Source organism: Streptomyces sp. NBC_00005, from assembly GCF_045160215.1.
Taxonomy (GTDB): Bacteria; Actinomycetota; Actinomycetes; order Streptomycetales; family Streptomycetaceae; genus Streptomyces.
Genome location: NZ_CP108316.1, coordinates 4,852,562 through 4,877,954 on the forward strand (window position 1 = coordinate 4,852,562; position 25,393 = coordinate 4,877,954).

At 70.1% G+C, this 25,393-nt stretch carries 27 protein-coding genes; 10 read left to right on the top strand and 17 right to left on the bottom strand.

What is annotated here, in order from left to right:
• The first annotated feature begins 74 nt into the window (after window positions 1-74).
• Complete coding sequence (locus OG303_RS22225) at window positions 75-689, top strand: rhomboid family intramembrane serine protease (protein WP_405870320.1); 615 nt, start codon at window positions 75-77, stop codon at window positions 687-689.
• Here the strand turns inward: OG303_RS22225 and mqnP are convergent.
• Window positions 679-1,581, bottom strand: coding sequence for a menaquinone biosynthesis prenyltransferase MqnP (gene mqnP, locus OG303_RS22230; RefSeq protein WP_405870322.1), 903 nt, complete (start codon window positions 1,579-1,581; stop codon window positions 679-681). The two genes, OG303_RS22225 and mqnP, sit on opposite strands and share 11 nt — an antisense overlap.
• Entirely contained in the window at window positions 1,578-3,029 is a 1,452-nt protein-coding gene (locus OG303_RS22235; protein ID WP_405870324.1) for a menaquinone biosynthesis decarboxylase, read from the bottom strand. The genes mqnP and OG303_RS22235 overlap by 4 nt, the downstream gene beginning before the upstream one ends.
• Before the next feature lie 88 nt (window positions 3,030-3,117).
• Here OG303_RS22235 and OG303_RS22240 point away from each other — a divergent pair, with 88 nt between their 5' ends.
• The gene (locus OG303_RS22240; protein ID WP_405870326.1) at window positions 3,118-3,537 is read left to right on the top strand and encodes a PLD nuclease N-terminal domain-containing protein; all 420 of its coding nucleotides are present in this window, start codon (window positions 3,118-3,120) and stop codon (window positions 3,535-3,537) included.
• A 16-nt stretch (window positions 3,538-3,553) separates the two neighbouring features.
• Here OG303_RS22240 and OG303_RS22245 read toward each other — a convergent pair whose 3' ends face one another.
• A complete protein-coding gene (locus OG303_RS22245; protein ID WP_405870327.1) occupies window positions 3,554-4,483 on the bottom strand; it encodes a hypothetical protein in 930 nt (309 codons plus the stop codon).
• A 209-nt stretch (window positions 4,484-4,692) separates the two neighbouring features.
• On the opposite strand from OG303_RS22245, the gene OG303_RS22250 reads away from it, so the two are divergent.
• Window positions 4,693-6,105: a purine-cytosine permease family protein gene (locus OG303_RS22250; protein WP_405870328.1), complete on the top strand. Its 1,413-nt coding sequence runs from the start codon at window positions 4,693-4,695 to the stop codon at window positions 6,103-6,105.
• Here OG303_RS22250 and OG303_RS22255 read toward each other — a convergent pair.
• Together OG303_RS22255 and OG303_RS22260 are read right to left on the bottom strand one after the other, a co-directional pair.
• Complete coding sequence (locus OG303_RS22255; protein ID WP_405870329.1) at window positions 6,078-6,707, bottom strand: hypothetical protein; 630 nt, start codon at window positions 6,705-6,707, stop codon at window positions 6,078-6,080. The two genes, OG303_RS22250 and OG303_RS22255, sit on opposite strands and share 28 nt — an antisense overlap.
• Before the next feature lie 53 nt (window positions 6,708-6,760).
• Complete coding sequence (locus OG303_RS22260; RefSeq protein ID WP_405870330.1) at window positions 6,761-7,102, bottom strand: ArsR/SmtB family transcription factor; 342 nt, start codon at window positions 7,100-7,102, stop codon at window positions 6,761-6,763.
• A 106-nt stretch (window positions 7,103-7,208) separates the two neighbouring features.
• Between OG303_RS22260 and OG303_RS22265 the strand changes: the two genes are divergently transcribed.
• The gene (locus tag OG303_RS22265; protein ID WP_405870331.1) at window positions 7,209-8,186 is read left to right on the top strand and encodes a zinc-binding alcohol dehydrogenase family protein; all 978 of its coding nucleotides are present in this window, start codon (window positions 7,209-7,211) and stop codon (window positions 8,184-8,186) included.
• 26 nt (window positions 8,187-8,212) lie between these two features.
• Here OG303_RS22265 and OG303_RS22270 read toward each other — a convergent pair whose 3' ends face one another.
• On the bottom strand, window positions 8,213-10,003 hold the full coding sequence (locus OG303_RS22270; RefSeq protein ID WP_405870333.1) for a protein kinase domain-containing protein: 1,791 nt from the start codon (window positions 10,001-10,003) through the stop codon (window positions 8,213-8,215).
• A 202-nt stretch (window positions 10,004-10,205) separates the two neighbouring features.
• On the opposite strand from OG303_RS22270, the gene OG303_RS22275 reads away from it, so the two are divergent.
• Window positions 10,206-10,814 carry a TetR/AcrR family transcriptional regulator gene (locus OG303_RS22275; protein ID WP_405877416.1) on the top strand — a complete coding sequence of 203 codons (609 nt, stop codon included), beginning with the start codon at window positions 10,206-10,208 and terminating at the stop codon, window positions 10,812-10,814.
• Window positions 10,815-10,959: 145 nt separating this feature from the next.
• A complete protein-coding gene (locus OG303_RS22280) occupies window positions 10,960-11,100 on the top strand; it encodes a hypothetical protein (RefSeq protein ID WP_405870334.1) in 141 nt (46 codons plus the stop codon).
• A gap of 6 nt (window positions 11,101-11,106) precedes the next feature.
• On the opposite strand, the gene OG303_RS22285 is transcribed toward OG303_RS22280, so the two are convergent.
• Complete coding sequence (locus OG303_RS22285; RefSeq protein ID WP_405870335.1) at window positions 11,107-11,409, bottom strand: hypothetical protein; 303 nt, start codon at window positions 11,407-11,409, stop codon at window positions 11,107-11,109.
• 197 nt (window positions 11,410-11,606) lie between these two features.
• Between OG303_RS22285 and OG303_RS22290 the strand changes: the two genes are divergently transcribed.
• Window positions 11,607-12,278: a hypothetical protein gene (locus tag OG303_RS22290; protein ID WP_405870336.1), complete on the top strand. Its 672-nt coding sequence runs from the start codon at window positions 11,607-11,609 to the stop codon at window positions 12,276-12,278.
• Between the two features lie 3 nt (window positions 12,279-12,281).
• Here the strand turns inward: OG303_RS22290 and OG303_RS22295 are convergent, their stop codons facing one another.
• Window positions 12,282-13,049 carry a CDP-alcohol phosphatidyltransferase family protein gene (locus tag OG303_RS22295; RefSeq protein ID WP_405870338.1) on the bottom strand — a complete coding sequence of 256 codons (768 nt, stop codon included), beginning with the start codon at window positions 13,047-13,049 and terminating at the stop codon, window positions 12,282-12,284.
• Window positions 13,050-13,218: 169 nt separating this feature from the next.
• On the opposite strand from OG303_RS22295, the gene OG303_RS22300 reads away from it, so the two are divergent.
• Window positions 13,219-14,118, top strand: a complete 900-nt coding sequence (locus OG303_RS22300; protein WP_405870339.1) for a transglutaminase-like domain-containing protein — start codon at window positions 13,219-13,221, stop codon at window positions 14,116-14,118.
• Between the two features lie 2 nt (window positions 14,119-14,120).
• On the opposite strand, the gene OG303_RS22305 is transcribed toward OG303_RS22300, so the two are convergent.
• Window positions 14,121-15,392, bottom strand: a complete 1,272-nt coding sequence (locus OG303_RS22305; protein WP_405877418.1) for a PucR family transcriptional regulator — start codon at window positions 15,390-15,392, stop codon at window positions 14,121-14,123.
• A 99-nt stretch (window positions 15,393-15,491) separates the two neighbouring features.
• On the opposite strand from OG303_RS22305, the gene OG303_RS22310 reads away from it, so the two are divergent.
• Together OG303_RS22310 and OG303_RS22315 are read left to right on the top strand one after the other, a co-directional pair.
• Window positions 15,492-15,950, top strand: a complete 459-nt coding sequence (locus tag OG303_RS22310) for a nucleoside deaminase (protein WP_405870341.1) — start codon at window positions 15,492-15,494, stop codon at window positions 15,948-15,950.
• Window positions 15,943-16,917 (top strand): isopenicillin N synthase family dioxygenase, encoded by a 975-nt coding sequence (locus tag OG303_RS22315; RefSeq protein WP_405870342.1) that lies wholly within the window; start codon window positions 15,943-15,945, stop codon window positions 16,915-16,917. The genes OG303_RS22310 and OG303_RS22315 overlap by 8 nt, the downstream gene beginning before the upstream one ends.
• Here the strand turns inward: OG303_RS22315 and OG303_RS22320 are convergent.
• The 8 genes from OG303_RS22320 to hemL all read right to left on the bottom strand — a co-directional run bounded on the left by OG303_RS22320 (window position 16,904) and on the right by hemL (window position 25,260).
• The gene (locus OG303_RS22320; protein ID WP_405870343.1) at window positions 16,904-17,332 is read right to left on the bottom strand and encodes an SRPBCC domain-containing protein; all 429 of its coding nucleotides are present in this window, start codon (window positions 17,330-17,332) and stop codon (window positions 16,904-16,906) included. The two genes, OG303_RS22315 and OG303_RS22320, sit on opposite strands and share 14 nt — an antisense overlap.
• 67 nt (window positions 17,333-17,399) lie before the next feature.
• Entirely contained in the window at window positions 17,400-18,497 is a 1,098-nt protein-coding gene (gene ccsB, locus OG303_RS22325; protein WP_405870345.1) for a c-type cytochrome biogenesis protein CcsB, read from the bottom strand.
• On the bottom strand, window positions 18,494-20,233 hold the full coding sequence (locus tag OG303_RS22330; RefSeq protein ID WP_405870346.1) for a cytochrome c biogenesis protein ResB: 1,740 nt from the start codon (window positions 20,231-20,233) through the stop codon (window positions 18,494-18,496). The genes ccsB and OG303_RS22330 overlap by 4 nt, the downstream gene beginning before the upstream one ends.
• Before the next feature lie 3 nt (window positions 20,234-20,236).
• Window positions 20,237-21,007: a cytochrome c biogenesis CcdA family protein gene (locus OG303_RS22335; RefSeq protein ID WP_405870347.1), complete on the bottom strand. Its 771-nt coding sequence runs from the start codon at window positions 21,005-21,007 to the stop codon at window positions 20,237-20,239.
• Between the two features lies 1 nt (window position 21,008).
• Window positions 21,009-21,632, bottom strand: a complete 624-nt coding sequence (locus OG303_RS22340) for a TlpA family protein disulfide reductase (RefSeq protein WP_405870349.1) — start codon at window positions 21,630-21,632, stop codon at window positions 21,009-21,011.
• Window positions 21,633-21,698: 66 nt separating this feature from the next.
• Window positions 21,699-23,036, bottom strand: a complete 1,338-nt coding sequence (locus tag OG303_RS22345) for a hypothetical protein (RefSeq protein ID WP_405870351.1) — start codon at window positions 23,034-23,036, stop codon at window positions 21,699-21,701.
• Between the two features lie 209 nt (window positions 23,037-23,245).
• Window positions 23,246-23,944, bottom strand: a complete 699-nt coding sequence (locus OG303_RS22350; protein ID WP_405870352.1) for a histidine phosphatase family protein — start codon at window positions 23,942-23,944, stop codon at window positions 23,246-23,248.
• Complete coding sequence (hemL, locus tag OG303_RS22355; RefSeq protein WP_405870353.1) at window positions 23,941-25,260, bottom strand: glutamate-1-semialdehyde 2,1-aminomutase; 1,320 nt, start codon at window positions 25,258-25,260, stop codon at window positions 23,941-23,943. Before hemL ends, OG303_RS22350 begins: the two co-directional genes overlap by 4 nt.
• Window positions 25,261-25,393 lie beyond the last annotated feature (133 nt).

The following is a 25,393-nucleotide window of genomic DNA, read 5'->3' on the forward strand; positions in this document are numbered from 1 at the left end:
GCGTCGCGGGGTGGGAACCGGTCGAGGGGGGCGGACCGTTCTCCCAAGGGGACGAGCCAATCGTGGGGGCTGCCATGTCGGGTACGACGTCGGGTGCGGAGCACAGGTGGTCGCGCGGCGACCGCGCGAAGGCCGCGGCCAGGCTGATGGTGGGCTGGGTCGCCCTGCTGTGGCTGCTCGAAGTGGTCGACGTGGTCAGCGGCCACGCGCTGGACGGGCTCGGCATCACACCGCGCGAGCCCTCCGAGCTGATCGACGTCGTCCCCGCCGCATTCATCCACTTCGGCTTCGCTCATGTGGCCGCCAACAGCGTGCCGCTGCTCGTCATGGGCTTCCTCGCGGCCCTCGGCGGCCTGCGCCGCTTCGCCGCGGTGTGCGCGGTGATCATCGTGGCGGACGGGCTGGGTGTGTGGCTCATCGCCCCGGCGCACACCAACACGGCGGGCGCCTCCGGCCTGATCTTCGGCCTGTTCGGCTTCCTGCTGGTCAGCGGGTTCGTGGAGCGCCGCCCGCTCGGCATCCTGGTCGGCCTGCTGATCGGCGCGGTCTGGGGCGGCTCGATCCTGCTGGGCCTCGCGCCCACGCAGTCGGGGATCAGCTGGCAGGGCCATCTGATCGGCCTGGTGTCGGGCGTGGCGGTGGCGTTCTGGTTCCGCCGCCGCCCGACCCCTCCGGCACTTATACGGTGAGCCCGCGCACCAGCAGATCCAGCAGCGCGCACACGAACAGGGCAATGCCGATGAAGCCGTTGACGCTGAAGAACGCCCTGTTCAGGCGGGACAGGTCGTGCGGGCGCACGATGTTGTGCTCGTAGACGAAGGCACCCGCGACGATCATCAGGCCGATCCAGAAGAACGCGCCCGCGTCGGTCACCACGGCGTACCAGATGAACAGCGCCGTCGTGATCGTGTGGCAGACCCGGGCGCCCCAGATCGCGGCCGGGACGCCGAAGCGGGCCGGGACCGACAAGACGCCGATCTCGCGGTCGGTGTCGATGTCCTGGCAGGCGTAGATCAGGTCGAAGCCGCCGATCCAGATGCCGACGGCCAGGCCGAGGATCGTGGCGTGCCAGGACCACTCCCCGCTGATCGCGAGCCAGCCGCCGATCGGGCCCATCGCCTGGGCGAGGCCGAGGATGGCCTGGGGGAAGTTCGTGAAGCGCTTCCCGTACGGGTAGATCACCATCGGGATCACCGCGATGGGGGCCAGGGCGAGGCAGAGCGGGTTCAGCAGGGCCGCCGAGCCGAGGAAGATCACCAGGGCGATCAGGGCGCCCGTCCAGGCGTGCTTCACCGACATCGCGCCGGTCACCAGCTCGCGGTGCGCGGTGCGCGGATTCCTGGCGTCGATCTCGCGGTCGATGATCCGGTTGACCGCCATCGCGAAGGTGCGCAGGCCCACCATGCAGATGGTGACCAGGAGCAGCCGCCCCCAGTGGATGTTCTTGTCCCACTCGAACATCGCCGTGAGGGCGGCGATGTACGCGAAGGGCAGGGCGAAGACCGAGTGCTCGATCATCACCAGGCGGAGGAACGCCTTGGTGCGTCCTGGCTGCGGGATCGCGGCGGAGGCGCTGCTCACAGGTTGTACTCCTTCCAGCGGCGGTCGACCTTCGCCGCCGTCTCGGGGTCGGACAACACCATGTCGGGCCAGCCGCCGTCGCGCGTGTAGCCCTCCTCGGGCCACTTCTTCGTCGCGTCGATGCCTGCCTTGCCGCCCCAGAACTGCTGGTAGGAGGCGTGGTCGAGGTGGTCGACGGGGCCTTCGACGACGCTGAGGTCGCGGGCGTAGTCCGTGTTGCCGAGGGCGCGCCACGCGACCTCGTGCAGATCATGGACGTCGCAGTCGGAGTCCACGACCACGATCAGCTTCGTCAGGGACATCATGTGTGCCCCCCAGACAGCGTGCATCACCTTTTGGGCGTGCTTGGGGTACTTCTTGTCGATCGAGACGATCGCGCAGTTGTGGAAACCGCCCGCCTCGGGCAGGTGGTAGTCCACGATGTCCGGCACGATGATCTTCAGCAGCGGGAGGAAGAACCGCTCCGTCGCACGGCCCAGGGGTCCGTCCTCCGTCGGAGGCCGGCCTACGACGATCGACTGAAGCAGCGGCCGCTTCCGCATCGTCACGCAGTCGATCTTCAGCGCGGGGAAGGGCTCCTGCGGGGTGTAGAACCCGGTGTGGTCACCGAACGGGCCCTCGGGGAGCATCTCGCCGGGCTCGAGCCAGCCCTCGATGACGACCTCCGCCTGCGCCGGTACCTGCAGCGGCACGGTCTTGCAGTCGACCATCTCGATCCGCTTGCCGGCGATGAACCCGGCGAAGAGGTACTCGTCGATGTCGCCGGGCAGCGGCGCGGTGGAGGCGTAGGTGACGGCGGGCGGGCAGCCGAAGGCGATCGCGACCGGCAGCCGCTCGCCCCTGCGGGCCGCGACCTGGTAGTGGTTGCGGCTGTCCTTGTGGATCTGCCAGTGCATGCCGATGGTGCGCCGGTCGTGGCGCTGGAGGCGGTACAGCCCGAGGTTGCGGATCCCGGACTCCGGGTCCTTGGTGTGGGTGAGCCCGAGGTTGAAGAAGGAGCCGCCGTCCTGCGGCCAGGTGAACAGCGCGGGCAGCTGGTCCAGATCCACGTCGTCGCCGGTGAGGACGACCTCGTGCACGGGAGCGTCCTTCACCTTCTTCGGCGGTACGTGCGTCATCGCGCCGAGCTTCCCGAACGCCTCGCGGACGCCGACGAAGCCGTGCGGCAGTTCGGGGCGCAGCAGCCCGCCGATCCTGTCGCTGATCTCCGCGTAGGACTTCAGCCCGAGCGACTTGAGCAGCCGCCGGTCGGTCCCGAAGACGTTCATCGCGAGGGGCATGGACGACCCCTTCACGTTCTCGAAGAGCAGCGCCGGTCCCCCCGACTTCTGCACCCGGTCGACGATCTCCCCGACCTCCAGATACGGGTCGACCTCGGCCTTGACGCGCTTGAGGTCGCCCTCGCGTTCCAGGGCCCTGAGCAGGGAGCGAAGATCGTCGTAAGCCATGCGTCCCAGTATCGGACACCCGCTACCCTGACCCCGTCACCGGGGCCGTGGAGCGGCCCGCCGCCGTCCTCTGGGGGATCGCACCACCATGCTCAGGTATCTGCCGTTCCTGCTGGTCCTGGCGCTGTGGATCTACGCCTTCATCGACTGTCTGAACACCCCCGAGGAGCAGGTGCGCGGGCTGCCCAAGGTGATCTGGGTGATCATCATCCTGTTGTTCGGGGAGGTGCTGGTCGGCCCGGTCGCCTGGCTGGTCGCGGGCAAGCAGCGCGGCGTCCCGGCCGGCGGTGCCACCCCCTCGGAGTGGCACCGCAACCACCGCACGGAGTTCGTGGCGCCCGACGACAACCCCGAGTTCCTGAAGTCCTTGAAGGAGGACAACAAGAAGGACGAAGCCCTGCTCAAGGACTGGGAGGCCGACCTGCGCCGCCGCGAGGAGGCGCTCAGGCGGCAGGAGCAGGAGCGGCAGGACGGGAAGACGGACCGCACTCCCGACGGCGAGGAGTGAGGCGCGGGTACGCGGATCAGCCGCCGGAGCCGCCGCCGCGGCACATGGTGATCGTGCTGCAGCCCCGGGTGTAGGAGTTCGCAGTGGGCGAGTCCAGGGCCGTGTCGAAGCCCCACTCGGCGCTCCGGTCACGGGCCGGGTCGTACACGACGACGCGGGCCCTCACGTGCTGCGGGTTGGCCACGAACTGGTCGTAGTGGAAGTCGATGGTCTGCGGCCTGATGAAACCGTTGTGGTACTGGGCGGTCATCGTGTAGATGCGGACACCGGTGATCGCGGAGGCCGGGATGTGCCGGACGTACGCCCACTCGTCCTGGGAGTGGTAGTGGTTGTACAGGTCTCGGTCGCCCCGGATCTGGTCGGGGATGTACATCGCGTTCGACGCCCAGGCGGGGTCGATCAGGTAGACGTAGGTGCGGGCGGTGACCACGCCGTCCAGGCAGCGGTACAGGAGGTACTGCCCGATCCCCGGAAGGATCGCGTAGGCGGCCATCCGGCCCGTCGAGCAGCGCGAGTTCAGGGCCAGGTTGCCCAGGGTGTTCGCGCCCTGGCTGCGCGCGAAGCTCTCGGCCAGGCCCTGCGATCCCGAGGTCGAGATGTACTCGCTGTTCAGGGAGCGGTCTCCCTGGACGTGGGAGCGGATGTCGGAGTTGGTGCCCCGGGACCACATACCGCGGTTGAAGATGCCCTGATTGTTGTCCGCGACCGGCGGGCGGGAGTCGCCGCGGTACACGATGCTCGGGAACGCCCGCTCCGGCACGATGTCGCGGTTGTGGAGGCTGGGACAGGTGCCCTGGCCGGAAGAGGAGGAGGCGCCTGATGAGTTGCCGCCGGGGCAGGGGTACGTCTGGGCCTGGGCGCTCGACAGCGGCCCGAAGAGGGTGGCGATCATCGCCAGCATGACCGCGGTCACCGTCCCCGCGATCGTGTGTTTCCGATGTGACATGGCTTGGTTCTCCCAGGGTTGTCCAGGTGCTCGCCCGGCGCTTGGATCACCGAGGCATCACCGAGACTGGCGGCCGGGGAGTTGTCAGGCACCCCCCGTCATCAGTGCAATCAATTCGGGCGCCCCGACAAGCTGTACGCCGCCGAGCCCACCGAAGCGGACAATGCGCCCCTGTGCCGGGAACGGCTGGAACCGGACACTTACCTCGCATGACGACTGCACCCGCCGACTCCCCCGGCACCCTCGCCCCCGCATACGGTGACAAGGTCATCGCCGTCGAGACGGCGGGCGCCGACCCCATCCCCGACGCCGAACGCCACGGCTCCCCGCTCCAGCTGCTGTGGACCTGGGCCTCCCCGAACATCGAGTTCGCGACCGTCTTCATCGGCGTGATCTCGGTGCTCTTCTTCGGGCTGAGCTTCTGGGAGGCGACCGCCGCCATCGTGCTCGGCACCGCGCTCGGCGCGATCACGCAGGGCGTGCTGTCCCTGGACGGGCCGCGGTTCGGCGTGCCGCAGATGGTGATCGGTCGCTTCTCCTTCGGCTACCTGGGCAACATCCTGCCCTCCGCGGCCAACGGCCTGGTGGCGGGCGTGGGTTGGTTCGCGGTGAACAGCGTGAGCGCGGCCTTCGCCCTGAACACGCTCACCGGCCTGCGCCCGCTGCCCTCCCTGCTCCTCGTCGTGGTCGCCGAGATCGTGATCGGCTTCATCGGCCACAACTTCGTGCACACCTTCGAGAAGTACGCCTTCCCGGCCCTCGCGGTGATCTTCCTGCTGGCGGGCGTGTGGACCTTCAAGGACGCCGACCTCGGCGGGGGCGGCACGGGTGGCGGCATCGGCGGCTTCCTGCTCGCCTTCAGCGCGGCCTGGGGCTATGCGGCCGGCTGGAACACGTGCGCCGCGGACTACTCCCGCTACCTGCCGCGCACCGCGAACAAGCTGAAGACCATCGTCTACCCGGCCGTCGGCCTGTTCGTGTCCGTCGCGGTCGTGGCGATCATCGGCGCAGCCTCGGCGACCATCGTGGCCCCGAAGGACGCCACCCCCACCGCCGCCTTCACCGGCCATCTCCCGGGCTGGCTCGCCGACCTCGTACTCCTCGCCATCATTCTCGGCGCCATCTCCGCGAACGCCCTCAACATCTACTCGGGCTCGATCTCCATCGCCTCCTTCGGCCTGAAGCTCCCCACCTGGCTGAGCCGCAGCGTGCTGGTCGTGGTGTCGGGTGTCGCCGGTACGGCGGCGGCGTGGGCGTCGCTGTCGGACGCGGGGTCGGCGTACGAGGCGTTCCTGCTGATCATCGCGTACTGGATCGCACCGTGGCTCGGGGTCGTGCTGGTGGAGCGGTGGCTGCAGGGCCGTACGGCCACGGACGAGGAGCTGTCGGCCCGCCTGGGCGACCGCACCTTCACCAGCTGGCCCGGTATCGCCGCCCTGTTGATCGGCATGGCGGTCTCCGTCCCCCTCTTCTCCAACCAGGAGGACTACGTCGGGTACGTCCCGAAGCACTGGCCGTCCTTCGGCGACATCACACCGGTGGTCGGCTTCGTGGTGAGCGCGGCGCTGTACGCGGTGCTGCGGCGGCCGAAGGATCAGTCGGCGTCGAGCAGTTCGGCCTGATCGACGTACTCGACCCTGATGTACCTGCGGTTGCTCTCCCCGTAGGCCTTCTTGATGATCGGTTCGGCCTTGTCGGGGTCGTCGACCCCGATGAGGACGAAGCCGTGCTCGTCCACCGCGACCTCACGCATCTGGAAGGTGCCGTCCCACCGTTTCATGTCGTCGCCGATCCGGTCGGAGAGCCTGTCGAGCGTCTTCCGGTCGATGTCGGTGTCGTGCAGCCGCACGGTCACTCCCTTGACGGCGGATCCGCAGACCTCGTCGTCGAAGGCGGCGGAGGGGATGCGCCAGACGTCGGCGGCCTGATCGTCGTCGTCGACGGAGAGGCCGGTGAAGACGGACGCGTAGCGCTTGTGCGCCGACAGCTTGTCGATGTGCACGACGACGCGCATCAGCGGGGTGCCGTCGTCGGCGTCGGGGAGGCTGTCCACAGGACGGGTGCCGACGCATTTCCCGTCTCCGGTGGCCGCCTTGATGCCGGCGGGATCCGCCTTGAGACCGCCGTCGGTATGGCCGGTCCCGAGCGCGTCGATCCACAGACCCGCGGCCACCGCCACGGCGGCGGTCGCGCCGGCCGCCGCGATCCAGATGCGGTTCCTCATGCCCCCTCCGTCCCTTGCCGTCAGCACTGTGACGCCGAAGGGGCCGGAAGCGTTCAGGCCGTCGGGTCGGCCCGCAGCACCAACTCCAGCAGCCCCGGGAAGCGGGCCTCGAACTCCGTCCTGCGCAGCCGGTTGACCCGCCTGGCCCCCTCGTCCCGCTGCTCCACCAGCCCAGCGCCCCGCAGTACCGCGAAGTGATGGCTGAGGGCCGCCTTGCCGACGGGCACGTCGAAGGTGCCGCAGCTGCGCGACCAGTCGAGCGAACCGGCCAACTCCCGTACGAGCTGCATGCGTACGGGATCGGCGAGCGCGGCGAGGGCCGTCAGGACGGGGACGTCGTCGGGGTGCGTGTGTTCGGGGGCGGCCCGATGACTGGTGCTGGTCCGTTGCGCCACGCCGTACTCCTGTTCCCCGCCGTGTCACCGCTTGCCGAGTGTTCGATGAAAACCATACACTCCCGAGTGTTCGCTTTTCATTGAACAGTCGAGCCGGAGGTACGGCATGCGCGCGGTCGAGTTCCAGGAGTACGGCGGTCCCGAGGTCCTGAAGGTCGTGGAGGCGGAGGTCCCCGAACCGGGCCCCGGCCAGGTGAGCCTCGACGTGGCGTACGCGGGGGTGAACTTCGCGGATCTCAAGGCGCGCGGCGAGGGGTACCGGGTGCCGAGCCTGCCGTTCGTGCCGGGACTGGAGGCGTCCGGGCGGATCCGGGCCGTCGGCGAGGGGGTCACCGGGCTGTCCGTCGGGCAGGAGGTGACGGCCCTGACGGAGGGCGGCGCCTACGCGGACGTGACGCTCGCGGACGCGGCGACCGTGTTCCCGGTCCCGGCGGACATCGGCCTGCGTACGGCGGCGACGCTGCCGACCGTGCTGCCCACGGCGTACGCGCTGGTCCACGCCGTGGGCCGGCTGCAGCCCGGCGAGACGGTGCTCGTGCAGGGCGCGGCGGGCGGAGTCGGCACGGTGGTGGGGCAGTTGGCGAAGGCGGCGGGCGCCGGCGCGGTGTACGGGGTGGTGTCGGGCGAGGCCAAGGCGGCCTACGCGCGCGAGTACGGGTACGACGAGGTGTTCGTCGGCGAGTTCACGCATGCGGTGCGGGCCGCCACGGACGGCCGCGGGGTCGACCTCGCCCTCGACCCCGTCGGCGGCGAGACCTTCCGCGGCAGCCTGGCCTCGCTCGCCGTCTTCGGGCGCCTGGTCTCCTTCGGCAACGCGAGTTCGGCGCCGGCGTGGAGCGTGGGCCAGCCGGAGCTGTACCCGTCCGGGATGTCGGTGGGCGGCTTCTCGATCCTGACCCTGGCGAAGACGGCCCCCGGCGAGCTGCGTTCCCTCGCCGAGCGGGCGTTCGCCAAGGCCGTGGACGGCACCGTGTCCCTGCCGGTCACCGCCGAGTTCGGGCTGGAGGAGGCGGCGGAGGCGCACCGGTTGATGGGGACCCGTACGAGCACGGGCAAGCTGCTGCTGCGGGTGGCGGCCGGCTGAGGCCCGCCCTACGCCCAGGGCCGGCCTTACACCCTCGTCCAGCGCTGTGACGTCGTCCCGGACACGCAGGTCGAGGTGACCGGCCAGCCGGAGGACTCGTCGAGGCACCGGCTGTTGGACATGTTCTGCAGGGTGCTGCCGGAGCCCGTGCGCCAGGTCTGCTGGGTGCTCTGGTCGCAAGCGGCCGACACGAGGTTGTAGGCGCTCACGCTCAGACACTGGCCGGTGTGCTCGTTGACCACGTGGAAGGTGCTACCCGACGCGCTCTTGTAGGTCCATGAGGACGCCGGGCTGTCCGAACACTCCCCGAGGACCGGACCGCTGAAGTCGCTCATCACCAGGCACTGGCCGTCGGAGGCGTTCTTGAGCCGGTAGTAGCCGGTGGACGCGGGGGCTGTGGTCGAGGAACCGCCGGACGTACCGAGGGAACTGCCCGAGCTGCCCGAACTCGCTGAGCCGGAGCCGGTGTTGCCGCCGCCGTCCGAGTCGCCCTGTGCGCCCGCTCCCGTCCCGCCCGTGCCACCGGCCTGCGATCCCCCCGCCCCCTTGCCCCCGCTCTCCTTCGCCCCCGGGGACGAGGACCTGTGCGCCGACGGCGACGTCGACGGGCTGCCCGTCGAGGTCGGCGTGGAGCCGGTGGACGCCGTGACGGAGACGGACGGAGTGGCCCGTGCCTCGTCGTCGGGCGAGGACGTGTACGGCAGATGCTGGATGGCGAGGGTCGTACCCGCCGCCACGACCACCACGGGGACGACGGCGAACAGGACGCGGGTACGGCGCCGTTCGCGCGGCCCCGGTCGGGCCTCGGACTTGCTCTCGGGCTGCTGTCCGGGCTCGGGAGCCGGTTCCGCACCGGCTGCGGGAAGGGTGGGAGCGGGCTCGGGCACCTCGTCGATCCGGGCCTCGTCCGCGGCGAACGCAGCCCGCTCGGCGAGTGGTTCGGTCACCGCCTCCGGCCAAGGCCGATCGGCGAACGGCCCGTGTTCCGCGGCCTGTTCGAGGAGTTCGGCGGCTGTGGGCCGGCCCTCCGGATCCTTGTCGAGACACGCGGCGACGACCTCGGCGAGCCGCGGGTCGAGGTCTCGTACGGGCTGGAGGTCGGGCTCTTCGTGGACGATGCGATACAGCACGCCGTGCCCGGACTCGTCACCGAAGGGCGGACAACCGGATGCCGCGTACGCCAGCACGGACCCGAGCGCGAACACGTCCACGGCGCCGCTCAACCGCCGTGCCCCGGAGGCCTGTTCGGGTGACATGTAGGCGGGCGTGCCCACGACCATGCCGGTCCGGGTGAGCTGGCTCTGGTCGGCGGCACGGGCGACACCGAAGTCGATGAGGATGAAGCCGTCGAGGGTCAGCATGACGTTGGACGGCTTGAGGTCCCGGTGGACCATGTCCAGCGCATGCACGTCCGCAAGCCCGGAGGCCGCCTCCCGGAGCAGCAGCCACAGCGCGTCGACCGGCAGAGGACCCTCGTTCAGCTCGACGGCCTCGCGCAGGGTGAGCCCGGGAACGTAGGCGGTGGCCAGCCACGGCGGCAGTGCCGTGCGGTCACTGGCGAGCAGCGGTGCGGTGGCCCCGGCGGGCAGCCGGGAGAGGTTGTCCAGCTCGTGCCCGAAACGGCGCAGGAAGTCCTTGTCCTCGCCGACCACGGAGGACAGCAGCTGCTTGACTGCGACGTACCGCCGCTCGTGAACCCCGAGGTAGACCCGCCCCATACCGCCGGCGCCGAGCCGCCCGACCAGCGGAATCCCACCGATCGACCGCGGATCCTCGTCCTCCAGCGGCTCGGCGCCGCTCCCGCTGAGATCGAACACGCTGCCCCGTTTTCCCCGTTCAACCATGGTCGCTGCCGGCACCGGCCGGCGGCCCGCCCGGCTCCCCCCACGGGCGGGCGGACACGCACGTCCGGCAGGGGACAGTCTGGGGCAGCGGACAGTAGGATCGGAAGCACTTTCTAGAAACTTGCTCTAGAAAAACACTTCAGAAATGCCACGCTCCACGAGGACGGCCACCCGGATGACCCCCAAGCAACAACGCGGCGAGGAGACCGTCGACCGCCTTCTGGAGGCCGTGCTGCGCGTGTACGCGGAGTCGGGCGAACAGGGCCTCACCGTCAGCGCCGTCACCACGGCCAGCGGGGTCAGCCTGGGCAGCCTCTACCACCACTTCGGCAGCATCGACGGCCTGGTCATCGCGGCGGAGCGGCGCTGGGTGGGCCGGCTGCTCGACGAGATGCTCACCGCGCTGCAGACCGCACCGACCTCGCGTGACGGCATCGAGGCCGTCGTACGGGCCTATTTCGCGTTCGTCCGGGAACACCCGGACGCCGCACGGCTCATGGGCTCCCCGTACGGCGACCGCGAGCCGATGCGGAGCGGCCAGGAGCAGCGCGACGCCCAGCGGGCGAGGGTGTCGGCGCTCGCCCGCTGGATCCAGCCCCGTGTGGAATCCGGCGAGTTGGCCCCGCTCTCCCAGCCCCTCATCGAGTCCCTCGTGCTGGGCCCGGTCGTCGCCATGGTCCGCCGCTGGCTTTCCGGTATCCACGACGTCGACCTCGACGAGGCTGCGGGGATCCTGGCGGAGCGGATCTGGTTGTCGATCAGTGCGGACGCAGGGCGGAATTGAGGTCCGACCAGGCGGGTGGGAGACGGACCCGGCGCCGACCCGGGAGGCGACACAGGGTGAACGACTGAGGGCGGAGCCGAAGGTGGCCAACGAGTGTGCAGGGGTGGGCACTTCAGGAGCAGTCGGCCGCCGCATCTTCCGTTGCGTGCCGTACTCGATCGTGCAGGACGCGTCGGCGGAACCGGAGTACGAGGCCCGCTGCGTCCCGGGCGAGGCCGACTGCGGTGCGCGGTCCGGGCCGGACCAGGCAGTCCTGGAACGGCGGTCGGCGGCCCGTCAGGCCTGACCGCGCTCACCCCTCCGGGTCGGCCTCCAGCCACGTCAGCTGCATGTCGTCGAGGAGGGACTCCAACGGCCGCCCGGAAGCATGCGCGTTGATCTCCACCTGGACCGTCGCCCAGCACGCGAGGCTCATGACGAGGACGCGCAGGCCGTCCGTGCCGTACCGCTCCAGGACGTCGTCGGCGCAGTCCAGGGCCTCCTGGGCGACGCGTTCCGCGGGATGGGTGCCGACCGCCCTGCGCAGCAGGGCGATGGAGAGACGGGAGACCTCCGGGGCGAGGGCGGCCAGATGCTGGTCCTCTTCTTCGTCCACGTCTTCACCGTAGGGGACGGGGTCCGTCTCGCACGTTTCCCCTCCGGAATCCGCCTGTGGGTGAAGATCCGGCAACGGTGGGGGCCGGGACCACCCGCATCCGTCGAGGTACGGGACCCGGGTGGGCCGGCTCCTGATCGCCAACGCTCCCGTCGTGACCGTACAGTTGACGGTCCATCGGGGACGAGAGGGACGTCATGATGAGGTTTCTCCGCTGGTTCCGACACCAGGACACCGGGGTGAAGGCGGCGCTCATCGGGCTCGTCGGCACGCTGACGGCGGCCCTGATCACGGCAACGGTGACGCTGACCGTGGCGCTGAACCGCCCGTCGGGCGGAGGCGGCGCGTCCTCACCCCCGACGTCGGCCCTCACGACGCCCGCCTCGGACACCCCACCCCCCGGCCCTACGACGACCGCGCCACAGCCCGGACCCACCGAGCCGTCGACCACGCCGCCGCCGTCACCGTCGAAGTCCACCCCTCCGCCCACGTCGAAGGCGCCGCCCGCGCCGCAGAGCCGGGTCCGCTGGCACGGCAACCTGGTGCTCGACGGCGACACCATGACCCGGGGCTGGTGGCTGGACCAGGTCCCGCCCGGGTCCGCGGTGAACGGCGACGTGTACACCGAGGGCTCCAGCGCCCTGTACAGCGACGCTGCGCTGGTCGCCTGGAGCGGCTCCGGCGCCCCGACGCACGACGAGTGCGCCGCCCTGCTCAACGCGAACCCCGGCCAGCACGTCCTGGACGTCCAGGTGGGCGACTTGGCCTGCGTCGGGACCTGGGACAAGCGCGTCGGCTACGTCGAGGTGACCGCGGTCCCGGACGCCCAGCGCATCAGGGTCTCGGCGACGGTCTGGGAGAGCGAGTGACGCTCAGCGCAACCGCGAGGACGACAGGATCGACAGCAGGTGGGCCGGGACCATCACCCAGGTGATGACGGCGAGGGCGCCGAGTGCCCATCGGGTCGGGTCGATTCCGCCCGTGGCCGCGTCCGCGAGCGCGGCGACCAGCAGCACCAGTGACGCCTCGATGCCGTTCGTCACCCGGTGGATCTTGAACGCGGCGGCCAGCCGGCGCACCGTCGCCACGCCCTGCGAACGCGGCCGGGTCGACTCGTCGTCGACGACGCCCAGCCCGCGGCGGGCCCGCGCCACGTCCACCAGGTCGGTGGAGGCCTTCAGCAGCACCACACCCAGCGCGGTGGCGATGCCGATCGACAGCCAGCCGCCGACGCCCGACTCGGCGGCCCGGTAGCCGGCCCCCGCCATCAGCGCCGCGTCGGCCAGATAGGCGCCGAGCCGGTCGACGTAGATGCCCGCCGCGCTGTTCTGTCCCTTCCAGCGGGCGACTTCGCCGTCCACGCAGTCGAAGAGGAGGAAGAACTGCATCAGGATCACGGCCAGTACGGCGCCGGTCGGACCCGGGATCATCAGCGCGGCCCCGGAGGCGACCCCGCACACGACCATCGTCCAGGTCAGCTGGTCGGGCGTGACCGGGGTGCGGACCAGTTGCCGCGTGAACCGCAGCGAGACCCTCCGCATGTACAGCCGGCCCGCCCAGTGCTCGCCGTTGCGGCTCGCGAGCTTGGTCCGCGGCTGACAGACGTCCCGCAGCTCCTCAAGAACCGGAGCAGCAACCATGACCGTTCCTCCCACCCACCCGGGGCCCAACTGCCGCAGGCGCGGCGGTGATCGGCACAGGTTACCTGCCCGGTCGCTGGACAATTCCCGGCGGATTTTGACACGGTGAGGCGCACCGGCCCGCATTCGAACACGTGGTCGATGACACCGGATGTCCGGGAGGCCAGCCATGTCCTTCACCTTCTACGCCACGCACAGTCCGTTCTCCGACCCGGGCGAACTCGTCCACGCCTACGGCGACTTGCCACGCGACCCGGCCGAACTCGCGTGCATTGCCCGGGACTTGGTCATCCACCGCCTGGAGGGCGACCTGTTCGGCCACACCCACCCGGTCGACCGGCTGCACAACGACGCCGAGACCCGCTACGTCGACGACATCCTGCGGATCCTCGTGGCGCGCGACGACGCCCCGCTGCACGTGCGGCGCGAGGTCGGCGACCGCTTCGTCGGCACCTGCCGCGACTTCTCGCTGCTGCACTGCTCGTTTCTGCGGCAGGCGGGCATCCCGGCCCGCATCCGGATCGGCTTCGCCGACTACTTCGGGTCCAACGGCTTCCACTGCGACCACGTGGTCACCGAGTACTGGGACGAGGAACGCGGCTGGCTGTTCGCCGACGCCCAGCTCGCCGACCCCTTCGTCACCGGCCACTGGAACGTGGACTTCGACCCGATGGACGTGCCGCGCGACCGCTTCCTCGTCGCGGGTGAGGCATGGTGGGCGATCCGGGAGCGCGGCGCGGACCCGACGACCTTCGGGCTGCACCCGCCGGCGGAGGGACCGTTCTGGGGCGAGCGGTATGTGTCCGGCAGCATCCGGCTCGACCTCGCCGCGCTCAACAAGGTCGAGACGCTGCTGTGGGACGTGTGGGGCGAGGACGAGGGCAAGCCGGGGGAACCGCTGCCGGAGTCGTCGCGTGAGTTCTACGACCGCGTGGCCCCCGTGACCTACGGCGAGGTGTCCTTCGACGCGGCACGGAAGCTGTTCGCCGAGGACGACACCCTGCGCACTCCGAAGACGGTGACGTGCTACGCGCCCTTCAACGGGCCGAGCCTCGTCGCCCTCCGCTGAGCTCAGGCAACGGTCCGCAGGCCCCGTACCTGCGCCGCCCCCGTCCCCCGCACCACCCGGTGCGCGCAGGCGGCGGCCAGCAGCTCGCCCAGCAGGTCCGGGTCGTCGATCTCCAGCCCGAGGAGCGACTCGATCCGCTCCAGGCGCTGGTACAGCGACTGGCGGCCGATGTGCAGCAGGGCCGCCGTGCGGGTCGGCGAGCAGCCGTGCCGCAGGTGGACCTCGAGGGTGCGGACGAGGTCGCTGGGGTGGGCCGCCTCCCAGGCCAGCAGCGCGCCCAGGGTGTGCTGCACCAGCCGGGCGAGACGGTCGCGGTTGGTGTCGATGCCACCGCGGGTCAGCTCGCGTTCCAGGGCGAGAGCGCGGGCGGAGGTGACCAACGGGCCGTCGGGGACGGCCGGTTCGGCCGCCGGGACGGTCAACGCCAGCTCCAGCGTCGTACGGGCCGCCCGCAAGGTGTCGCTCCAGCGCAGCCAGCCGCTGCCGGCGTCGACGGCGTGGCCGACGGCGACGGTGAGGCCGGGTTCGGCGGCCGTGCGGAAGGCCTCCTGGACCGCCCGTATCGGATCGCCCGAGCCCGGGCCGGATTCCCTGCCGGGCAGCGCGAGCAGCGCCAGGACGTCTCCCGGGAAGGCGGCCCGCAGCACCCCCGCCCCGCCGAGCAGCCGTGCCGCCCGGTCCACGGCGCCCACCTCGCGCGTGCCGTGCACCGACACCCCGATGAGACGGGCCCCCGGCCCCGGATGAAACCCGGCGAGCGCGGACCGCGCCTCGACCTCCGGCTGGTTGAGCGCCGCCCGGTCGGCCAGGTCCGCCAGCAGCGCGGCCGTGTGGTCGTCGCCCCACGGCCGCAGCACCGACCGTCCCGACAGACCGCGGGCCACGATCGCCCGGTTCGCCGCCTCCGTGATGCGTACGAAGGGCACGACCCGGTGCAGGGCCAGCAGCGGCAGCCCCAGCCGGCGGGCCTCGTCCGTCACCTCGGCGGGCATGTGCGGCAGGGCCCGGCCCACCTCCACCGCGAGGCCGGCCGCACCCCGGGCCGCGAGCTCGCGGACGTAGCGGCGGCGGACCTCATCGGCGGCGTCGGTGAGGCCGAAACCGTTCGTGAGCAGCAGTTCTCCGCCGTCCAGGAAGTTGGCGCCCTCGTACACCTCGCTGGAGTGGACCCAGCGCACGGGGCGGTCCAGGGCGCCCTGACCGGCGAGGAGCACGGGCTCGGAGGCGCGTACGGGATCGAGGTCCAGGACTTCGCGGAGGGTGAGTGCGGCCACGGGCACCTCCAGGGCGTGGACGTTTCGTCCGGCGGCGGGATGCCCGGAGAGTACTTTCCGCACGTTGCCCTCGTGTTTCGGCCACAGGAGAGTGAGGACATGGACCCCATGGATCAGGCGACGGCACGCACCTGGCTCGCCACCGCCGTCGAGGAGGCCCGCGCCGGGCTCGCGGCGGGCGGCATCCCGATCGGCGCCGCGCTCTACGGCGCCGACGGCACCCTCCTCGGCCGCGGCCACAACCGGCGCGTCCAGGACGACGACCCCTCGATGCACGCGGAGACGGCCGCGTTCCGCGCGGCGGGACGGCAGCGGTCGTATCGCGGTACGACCATGGTGACCACCCTCTCGCCGTGCTGGTACTGCTCCGGTCTGGTCCGCCAGTTCGGCATCTCGCGGGTCGTGGTCGGCGAGGCGGCCACCTTCCACGGCGGGCACGACTGGCTGGCCGAGCACGGCGTGGAGATCGTGCTGCTCGACGACGCCGAGTGCGTCGGGATGATGCGCGACTTCATCAAGAACCACCCGGCACTGTGGAATGAGGACATCGGTGAGTGACGCCCCTGCCCCCCGTATCCCGACGATCGACCTGCGCCCCTGGCTGTCCGGCGACCCCGAGGCCCGCGCCGGGATCGCCCGCACCGTCGACGAGGCCCTCCAGACCGCCGGATTCCTGCTGGTCACCGGGCACGGCGTGGACCCCGCACTGCGTTCCTCGATCCGGGAGGCGGCTCGTACGTTCTTCGGGCTTCCCCTCGACACCAAGCAGCCGTACGCCGCGAAGGTCGGCGGCCGCGGGTGGCTCGGCCCCGGCGCGGAGGCCAACGGCTATTCGGAGGGCACCGAGACCCCGCCGGACCTGAAGGAGTCGCTGACCTTCGCGACGCACGAGCCCTTCGAGGACCCGGTCGTCAACGCGGAGTGGTACGCGCCCAACGTGTGGCCGCGGGAGCTGCCCGAACTCCAGGTGCTGTGCGAGGAGTACCTGGAGCGGATGGGTGAGCTGGAGAAGCAGCTCCTCTCCCTCCTCGGTGAGGCGCTCGGCCTCGAAGCGGACTTCTTCTCCCGGCACATGGACCACCCGACGTACGGCTTCAACATCAACTGGTACCCGGGCGTCGAGGTCGTCGGGGAGCCGCAGCCGGGTCAGTTCCGCATCGGCCCGCACACCGACTTCGGGACGGTCACGATCCTGGACCGGCAGGCGGGGAAGGGCGGGTTGCAGGTCTACACGGACGAGGGCGGCTGGGAGGACGCGCCCTTCGACCCGGCCGCCTTCACCATCAACATCGGCGATCTGATGGCCCGTTGGACCGGCGACCGCTGGCGCTCCGGACGCCACCGCGTCCTGCCGCCCCCCGCGGACGCACCCGCCGAGGAGCTGATGTCGCTCGTCTACTTCGGCGAGTGCACACCGGGCACGACCGTGGAGTCCGTGCCGGCTCCGGTGGGACGGGTCGCGTACGGGCCGGTCGACTCGCATGTGTATCTGCGGGAGAAGCTGGACTCGATCACGGTCGACTAGGAGGGGACGGGCGGCCCTGGCCCTGCATGGTGCGGATCAGCCGCTCGAAGCGGGCCCGCCAGCGCGGTTCGGCGTCGTCCTCGCCCGAGAACTCGTGGGTGAAGCGGAGGGCCGTGCCGTCCTCGCCGTCCCGCTCCAGGTGGAAGCGGATCCGGCCGCCGGCCTCCACCGTGTACTCGGCGACCCGGTCCACGTCCCATGCCGTGACCAGGCCGCTGCCCAGGTCACGCAGGGTGACCGTGCCGCCGAGCCGGGGTTCGAGGACGTCGGCCGTGGTGAACCAGGTCGCGAGGCCCTCCGGGGTGGACACCGCGGGCCAGACCTGGTCCATGGGCCGGGGAATGCGCACCAGGAAGTGGAGGAGGTGCGTGTTCCCGTGGGTCCGGCTGGTGCCCTGTTCTATGGAACCGGTCATGACACCAGCCTGACCCGGGGGGCGGCGTTCCGCACGTGCCCGGCTTGCGCGCCCCCGCAAACGCTGCTTACACGCCCGCGTAGGAGTGCTTGCCGGAGACGAAGATGTTCACGCCGTAGTAGTTGAACAGCCAGCAGCCGAAGGCGATCAGGGCCAGGTAGGCGGCCTTGCGGCCCTTCCAGCCGGCGGTGGCGCGGGCGTGCAGGTAGCAGGCGTAGGCGACCCAGGTGATGAACGCCCAGGTCTCCTTGGGGTCCCAGCCCCAGTAGCGGCCCCAGGCCGACTCCGCCCAGATCGCGCCCGCGATGATCGTGAACGTCCACAGCGGGAAGACGGCCGCGTTGATGCGGTAGGAGAACTTGTCCAGCGACGAGGACGCGGGCAGCCGCTCCAGGAACGACACCGCGAACCGGCCGGGCTTGCCGCCGTTCTCCAGCTTGGTCTCGTACGCGTCCTTGAACAGGTAGAGGAGCGTGCCGACGGCGCCCACGTAGAAGACCGCGCCGCACAGGATGGCGGTCGAGACGTGGATGTAGAGCCAGTACGAGTGAAGGGCGGGAACCAACTGGTCACTGGCGGTGTACAAGACAGTGACGGCGATGCCGAGGTCGAGGAGGACCGTGGTGATCAGGAACAGCCCGAGCCAGCGGATGTTCTTCTTCAGCGCGAGCAGCGTGAGGTACACGGCGACGGCGACGGTGGAGAAGGTGATGTTGAACTCGTACATGTTGCCCCACGGCGCCCGCTCCACCGAGGCCGCGCGGGCGACCACACCGGCGAGGTGGATGAGGAAGGCGAGCACGGTGAGCGAGATGGCGATACGCCCGTAGAGATCGCCCTGCTCGTCCCCGCCGTGCGCCCCGGGCCCGTCGGGCACGTCACGCGCACCGGCCGAGGCCCGTACGACGACCTTGGGCCGCTCGAGCACGGCGGTGCCGCCGGCCTTCTGCACAGTGACGGCCGGAGCCCCCTTGGACTTCTCCGCCCCGGTGAGCGCGGCGGCCGTGCGGCCGACCTTGCTGCGGCTGCCGAAGAGCCATTCGGCGATGTACGCGAAGAAGGCCAGGGTGTAGACGGCCATCGCGGAGTAGATCAGCGTGTTGCTGACATTCGCGAGATGTTCGTTGGTGGCCGTGGCCAACTCGGTTGCGGCGGCGAGAGTCACTTCGTCTCAGCCCCTTCGGCAGGGAGGACTTCGGGATCGGGGGTGGTGGTGTCGTCTTGATCTGAGGAACCGGCGTCGTCATCGGGCTCGGATGCTCCCGGCGCCTGGTCGTACAGGATCCCGGCGAGGTCGCCGAGTTCCTCGGGCACCTTGGCGGACTCGCTGCGGCCGAGCCCGGCCATCTCCACGACCGTCACACCGTCGGCGCCCCGCACCGCCCGCACCCACACCCGGCGGCGCTGGATGAACAGGGAGCCGGCGAGGCCGAAGATGGCGACGAGTGCTCCGCCGAGTGCCCAGTCGGTGCCGGGCTGCTGGACGACCTGGAAGTTCGCCCACTGCTTGGTGCCCTCGTAGGTGACGGAGCCGGCGCCGTTCGGGAGCTTCATGGTCTGGCCGGGCCGCAGATTCTCCCTGAGCTGGGCGCCCTTGGAGTCCTTGAACTCCTTCACGTGCGCCTTGTCGAGCTGGTACACGCTCTGCGGGATGCCCGAGTCGACGCCGAGGTCGCCGTGGAACGGCGTCAGGTTGAGCACCGGGTTGCGCAGCCCGGGGAACGTGGAGGCCGTCTCGCTGCCCTTGGTGTAGGTCGGCAGGAAGAAGGCCGAGATGCCCAGCTGCTCGCTGACGCCCTTGGCGTTCTTGTAGCCGTCGAGGACCTTGATCACACCGGTGGAGGTGACGTTGGAGTCGAGCGGGAGGAGCGGTACGGCGTCGCGGTAGACGACGTTGCCCTTGCCGTCGCGGACGGTGATGAGGGGGGCGTAGCCGTGGGCGGTGAGGTAGACGTTCGCGTTGCCGATCTCCAGCGGCTCGTTGACCTTGACGAGGTCCTTCTTGTCCTTGCCGTAGGCACCCTGGCTGTAGGTGAGGGCCGCCTGGTAGGTGCGCGGGGTGCCCCGGTTGGGGCCGCTGGGCTCGTAGGTGCCGGTGAACTTGTCCAGGGTGAAGCTGAACGGCACCAGGTCGTCGGTCGTGAAGAGGTTGCCGGACTTGAAGTCGTCGTAGGAGATGAGGGTGTTGGAGAAGCCGTCGCCCTCGACGACCAGCTTGTTGCCCTCGGACTTGAACAACTGGCCCCAGGCGAAGGCGGTCAGCAGCACGATCAGCGCGATGTGGAAGGCGAGGTTGCCGATCTCGCGCAGATAGCCCTTCTCGGCGGCGACGGCGTCACCGGCGAGGTGGGCGCGGAAGCGGCGCTTCTTCAGCAGGGCGAGCGCGGCCTCACGGACCTGCTCGGGCTCGGCCTCGGTGCGCCAGGTCGTGTACGCGGGCAGCCGGGTCAGTCGCCTGGGGGCGCCCGGCGGGCGGCCGCGCAGCTGGCCGACGAACTGCCAGGTGCGCGGGACGATGCAGCCGATGAGGGAGACGAACAGCAGGATGTAGATCGCGGAGAACCACACCGAGCTGTAGACGTGGAAGAGGCCGAGCTTGTCGTAGACCGGCGCGAGGAGGGTGTGGGCCTTGCGGAAGTCGGCGACCTTGGTCTCGTCGATGCCGCTCTGGGGGATCAGCGAGCCGGGGATCGCGCCGAGCGAGAGGAGCAGGAGCAGCAGCAGCGCGACCCGCATGGAGGTGAGTTGCCGCCAGAACCAGCGGGCCCAGCCGATGACTCCCATGGCGGGCAGGTTCGGCAGGTCCTCCTTGGGCGCCGTGGACAGCTGGGATCGGGCGGCGCCGAGATCCGCGTCGTCCGGGGCGAGGGGGGTCTGGCCGTCGGTAGTGGTCTTGCTCATCGATCAGATCCCCACAGTGAAGCCGGCGGACCAGGACTGCATGTCCTGCACGATGCGGTCCCAGGCGCCGGTGAGCAGCAGCAGACCGGTCACGATCATCATCGTGCCGCCGATCCGCATCACCCAGACATAGTGGCGCTTGACCCAGCCGAAGGCGCCGAGCGCCTTGCGGAAGGCGACCGCGGCGAGCACGAAGGGCACGCCGAGGCCGAGGCAGTAGGCGACGGTCAGTATGGCCCCGCGGCCCGCACTCGACTGCTGCGAGGACAGCGCCAGCACGGAGGCGAGCGTGGGGCCGATGCACGGGGTCCAGCCGATGCCGAACAGCGCGCCGAGCAGCGGGGCACCGGCGAGACCAGCCACGGGCCGCTTGTGGAAGCGGAACTCACGCTGGGTCATCCAGGGCATCAGGCCCATGAAGAAGACGCCCATGACGATCATGAGTCCGCCCAGCACCTTCGACAGGATGCCCTTGTTGTCCTGGAGTGTGTCCCCGAAGTAGCCGAACAGGGCGCCGCTGGAGACGAACACGGCGGTGAAGCCGAGCACGAACAGCGAGGCACCCGCGAGCATGCGCCCGCGCCGGGCCTCGGCCAGGTCGGTGCCGGTCACGCCGGTGACGTACGACAGATAACCCGGGACGAGCGGCAGGACGCACGGGGAGAAGAAGGAGACGAGGCCGCCGAGCAGCGCGATGGGCAGGGCGACCAGCAGGGCGCCGTTGAGCACCGTGCCGTTGTAGCCCGTCGCGGCGAGCGTGGTGACTGAGGTCACGTCACTTCTCCGCGAGGACAGGGTTGATCATCTTGCGCAGCTTGCCCTCGGTGAGCGCGGCCAGCGAGCGGGCCGCGATCTTCCCGTCCCGGTCGAGGACGAGCGTGGAGGGGACCGCCTGCGGGTTCAGCGTGCCCTTCTTGAAGCGGAGCATCAGCTTGCCGGTGGGGTCGTACAGGCTCTGGTAGGTGATGCCCTGCTGCTTCTCGAAGGCGACCGCGTTCTGGGTACTGGTGTCGCGGGTGTTGATGCCGACGAACTGCACGCCCTTGCCCTTGAGGTCCTGGTAGACCTTCTCGAAGTTCGGCGCCTCGGCGCGGCAGGGGGCACACCAGGAACCCCACACGTTCAGGACGACGACCTTGCCCTTGTAGGAGGCGACGTCGAGCTGTCCCCCGTTGACCGTCTTGCCGGACAGGTCGGGCGCCTCGGCCCGCTCGCCCTTCTTGGCGGTGGAGATGCCGTCCTTGCCCATGACGAAGTTGGTGTCACCGCCTCCGCCGGAGGTGCCTCCGGACGAGCAGGCGGACATCAGCAGCGCGGCGACCGCGGCACCGGCGGTGGTCAGGACGGCTCGGTGACGTGCACGGTTCGAACGCAGGGGGGCGCGGCTGGCGGCACTCATGTGAAAAGTTTCGCATGCCCGTTCCGGGGATCTTGCGCACCCCCCTTGCGGGGGGATACCCGCATTTCAGGCGGCCTGCCCGGAGGTGGACGAGGAGTCCGAGGAGGAGGTGGACGAGGACGTCGAAGAGGACGACGAGGAGGACGTCGTGGAAGACGTCGAGGTGTCCTTGAGGAACGTCTTCCAGCCACCCGCCGGCTGCTGCCCCTTGCCGAGAGTCCGCAGCTTGGCGAGCACTTCCGGCTTCTGTACGTCCATCCAGTCGACGAACTGCCGGAAGGAGACGAGGCGTACGTCCGCGCCCTTCTCCTTCTCCCGCGCGATGTACTTGAACGCCTCCTCGACGGAGTCCATGTAGATGCCGCCGTTCCAGTGCTCGAAGTGGTTGCCGATGAAGTAGGGCGCCCGGTTCGTCTCGTATGCCCGCTTGAAGCCCTGTATGTACGCCTGCGCGGACTGGGTGCGCCAGGCCGGGTAGTTGTAGGAGGGCGCGTTGGTCGAGTTGACCGACTGGTTGGCGAGCATGTTGTAGTCCATCGACAGGACCTCGAAGCTGCGCCCGGGGAACGGGATTCCCTGCAGCGGCAGGTCCCAGACGCCCTGCTTCTTGTCGGGCCAGATCTGCAGGCCGCCGGGCGAGGAGGCGTCGTAGCGCCAGCCGAGTTCCTTGGCGGTGGGCAGCAGGTTGTTCTGGCCGAGCAGACAGGGCGTACGGCCGCCGACGAGCTCCTTCTCGTAGTCGAAGGGGAGCGAAGGCATGTCGGTCCAGCCGGTGTTGGTGCGCCACTCCTTCACGAAGGCCTTCGCCTGCTGGATCTCGCTGCGCCACTGCGCGGGCGTCCAGTTGCCGACGGTGCCGTAGCCGGAGCAGAAGTGGCCGTTGAAGTGGGTGCCTATCTCGTGCCCTTCGAGCCAGGCACGGCGGACGTTGGTGAGCGTCGCCTTGATGTGCTCGTCGGTGAGGTAGCCGATGTCGGAGGCGCCGCGTGCGTTGTTCGGCGGGTTGTAGAGGCGCTTCTTCGACTCGGGCAGCAGATACAGCCCGGAGAGGAAGAAGGTCATCGACGCCTCGTGCTGCTTGGCGAGGTCGAGGAAGCGCGGGAAGAGCCCGTTGCCGACCTCGCCGGCCCCGTCCCAGGAGAAGATCACGAACTGCGGCGGGGTCTGGCCGGGCTCCAACGGCTCGGGCTTGCCCGGCTGGTGGGGCTGCTTGCCGGTGAAGGAGGTCGAGCCGTCACCGAGGGGGCGGGCAGGGTGTGAAGTGCTGCCGGATCCGCCGCCTTTGGAACCCGAGGCATGGGTCGACCCGTCTGACTGCGTGAGGGTCCCGCAGCCCGAGAGTCCGACGGCGGCCGCGGCGCCCGCACCGAGACCGAGCATTCCCCTGCGAGTGAGAGCGCGCATTCCAACCTCGTTCGTCATGTCCTGTGGTGGTCACCCATTCAGAGGACATGACGAACGAGGAGGTTCCTCTCGATCACGCCGATCTCGCAACAAATGTCACGGACGTGTCATGGAACCCAAAGGGGATGTTTCACCTCTCCCAGAGGGACGTCTCAGGCCCTCCACGGAGGCCCCGGAGGGACGTCTCAGACCCTCCCCGGCGGGACGACTCAGGCACCGAAGGCCTTGTCCTTCCCCTTCACCGGCTTGGCGCCCGCGAGGAGATGGGCCGGGACGAGGTCGCGGGCCGGCTCGCTGTAACCGACGGACACGAGCTTGTCGCCCTGGTACGTGAAGGACGTCAGCGAGGCGAGCGTGCACTGCCGCTTGCGCGGGTCGTGCCACAACCGCCGCTTCTCGACGTACGACCGCACGATCCAGATCGGCAACTGATGGCTGACGAGCACCGCTTCGTGCCCGCGGGCCTGGTCCTTGGCGGCGTCCAGCGCCTGCATCATCCGTACGACGATGTCGACGTAGGGCTCGCCCCACGACGGCTTGAACGGGTTGACGAGGTGCTTCCAGTTGCCGGGCTTGCGCAGCGCCCCGTCCCCGACGCCGAAGGTCTTGCCCTGGAAGACGTTGTCGGCCTCGATGAGCCGCTCGTCGGAGGCGAGGTCGAGCCCGTGCGCCTTGGCGATCGGGGTCGCCGTCTCCTGGGCCCGCTCCAGCGGGGAGGCGCAGACGTAGGTGATGTCGCGGGGCGCGAGGTGCTCGGCCACCCTGTCGGCCATCTGCCGCCCGAGCTCGGAGAGGTGGTATCCGGGCAGCCGTCCGTACAGGACCCCGTCCGGGTTGGCGACCTCGCCGTGCCGCATGACGTGTACGACGGTGATGTCGGCGCCCGCCGTGTTGTTGCTGTCGCTCATGCTGCCGTGGCCTCCGCCGCCGCTCGGGCCGCCGCCGGGAGGGCGTCGGCGATGCGCTGTACGGCCTGTTCGTCGTGGGCCGCGGACACGAACCAGCTCTCGAAGGACGAGGGCGGCAGATAGACGCCCTGCGAAAGCATCGAGTGGAAGAAGGCGGTGAAGCGGAAGGACTCCTGCTTCTTGGCGCCCTCGTAGTCGCGGACCTCCCGGTCCGTGAAGAAGACGGAGAACATGTTGGAGGCGTTCTGCAGCCGGTGCGCGACGCCTTCCTTGGTGAGGGCCTCGGTGACGAGCGACTGGACGGTCGCCGACACGGCGTCGACCTTGTCGTAGGCGGCCTCGTCCAGAAGACGGAGCTGGGCGAGCCCGGCCGCGGTGGCGATCGGGTTCCCGGAGAGGGTGCCGGCCTGGTAGACGGGCCCGGCGGGTGCCAGATGGGCCATCACGTCGGCGCGACCGCCGAAGGCGGCGGCGGGGAAGCCGCCGCCCATGACCTTGCCGAAGGTCATGAGGTCGGGCCGGACCCCGTCGATCCCGAACCACCCTGCGCGGCTGGTGCGGAAACCGGTCATGACCTCGTCGGAGATGAAGAGCGCGCCGTTCTTCGAGCAGGCGTCCTTCAGTCCCTGGTTGAAGCCGGGCCCGGGCGGCACGACGCCCATGTTCCCGGGCGAGGCCTCGGTGATCACGCAGGCGATCTCGCCGGGGTGCCGATGGAAGGCCTCGTGGACGGACTCGAGGTCGTTGTAGGGAAGGACGATGGTGTCGCCGGCCTGTGCGCCCGTGACACCGGGGGTGTCGGGAAGGGCGAAGGTGGCCACACCGCTGCCCGCGGCGGCCAGCAGCGAGTCGACGTGACCGTGATAACACCCGGCGAACTTGATCACCTTGGTGCGGCGGGTGAACCCACGGGCGAGGCGGATCGCGCTCATGGTCGCCTCGGTCCCGCTGCTGACGAGCCGCACCTGCTCGAGCGGCTCGATCCGCCCGACCATCTCCTCGGCGAGCGCGACCTCGCCCTCACCGGGCGTACCGAAGGAGGTACCACGCGAGACGGCGTCCTGAACTGCGGCGATGACCTCGGGGTGGGAGTGCCCGAGGATCATCGGACCCCAGGAACACACCAGGTCGACGTACTCCCGCCCGTCGGCATCGGTCAGATAGGGACCAGTTCCGGACACCATGAACCGGGGCGTGCCGCCCACGGCACGGAAGGCGCGCACCGGGGAGTTCACGCCGCCGGGCGTGACGGCCGCGGCCCGGTCGAACAGAGCCTGCGAGACAGGCGCTTCGTATGAATAAGGCAGTTCGCTCATGACCTGCGACTTCTCCGACCTTCTCCGACTTCTCGGGCTCCGGTTGCCAGTGACCTCCTCAGAGTAGGCCAGGGCGTGCCGGCGGCAGGGGGGAGCTGCTGCTGACCCGAGAGACAGTCGCCGCCCGGCGCGA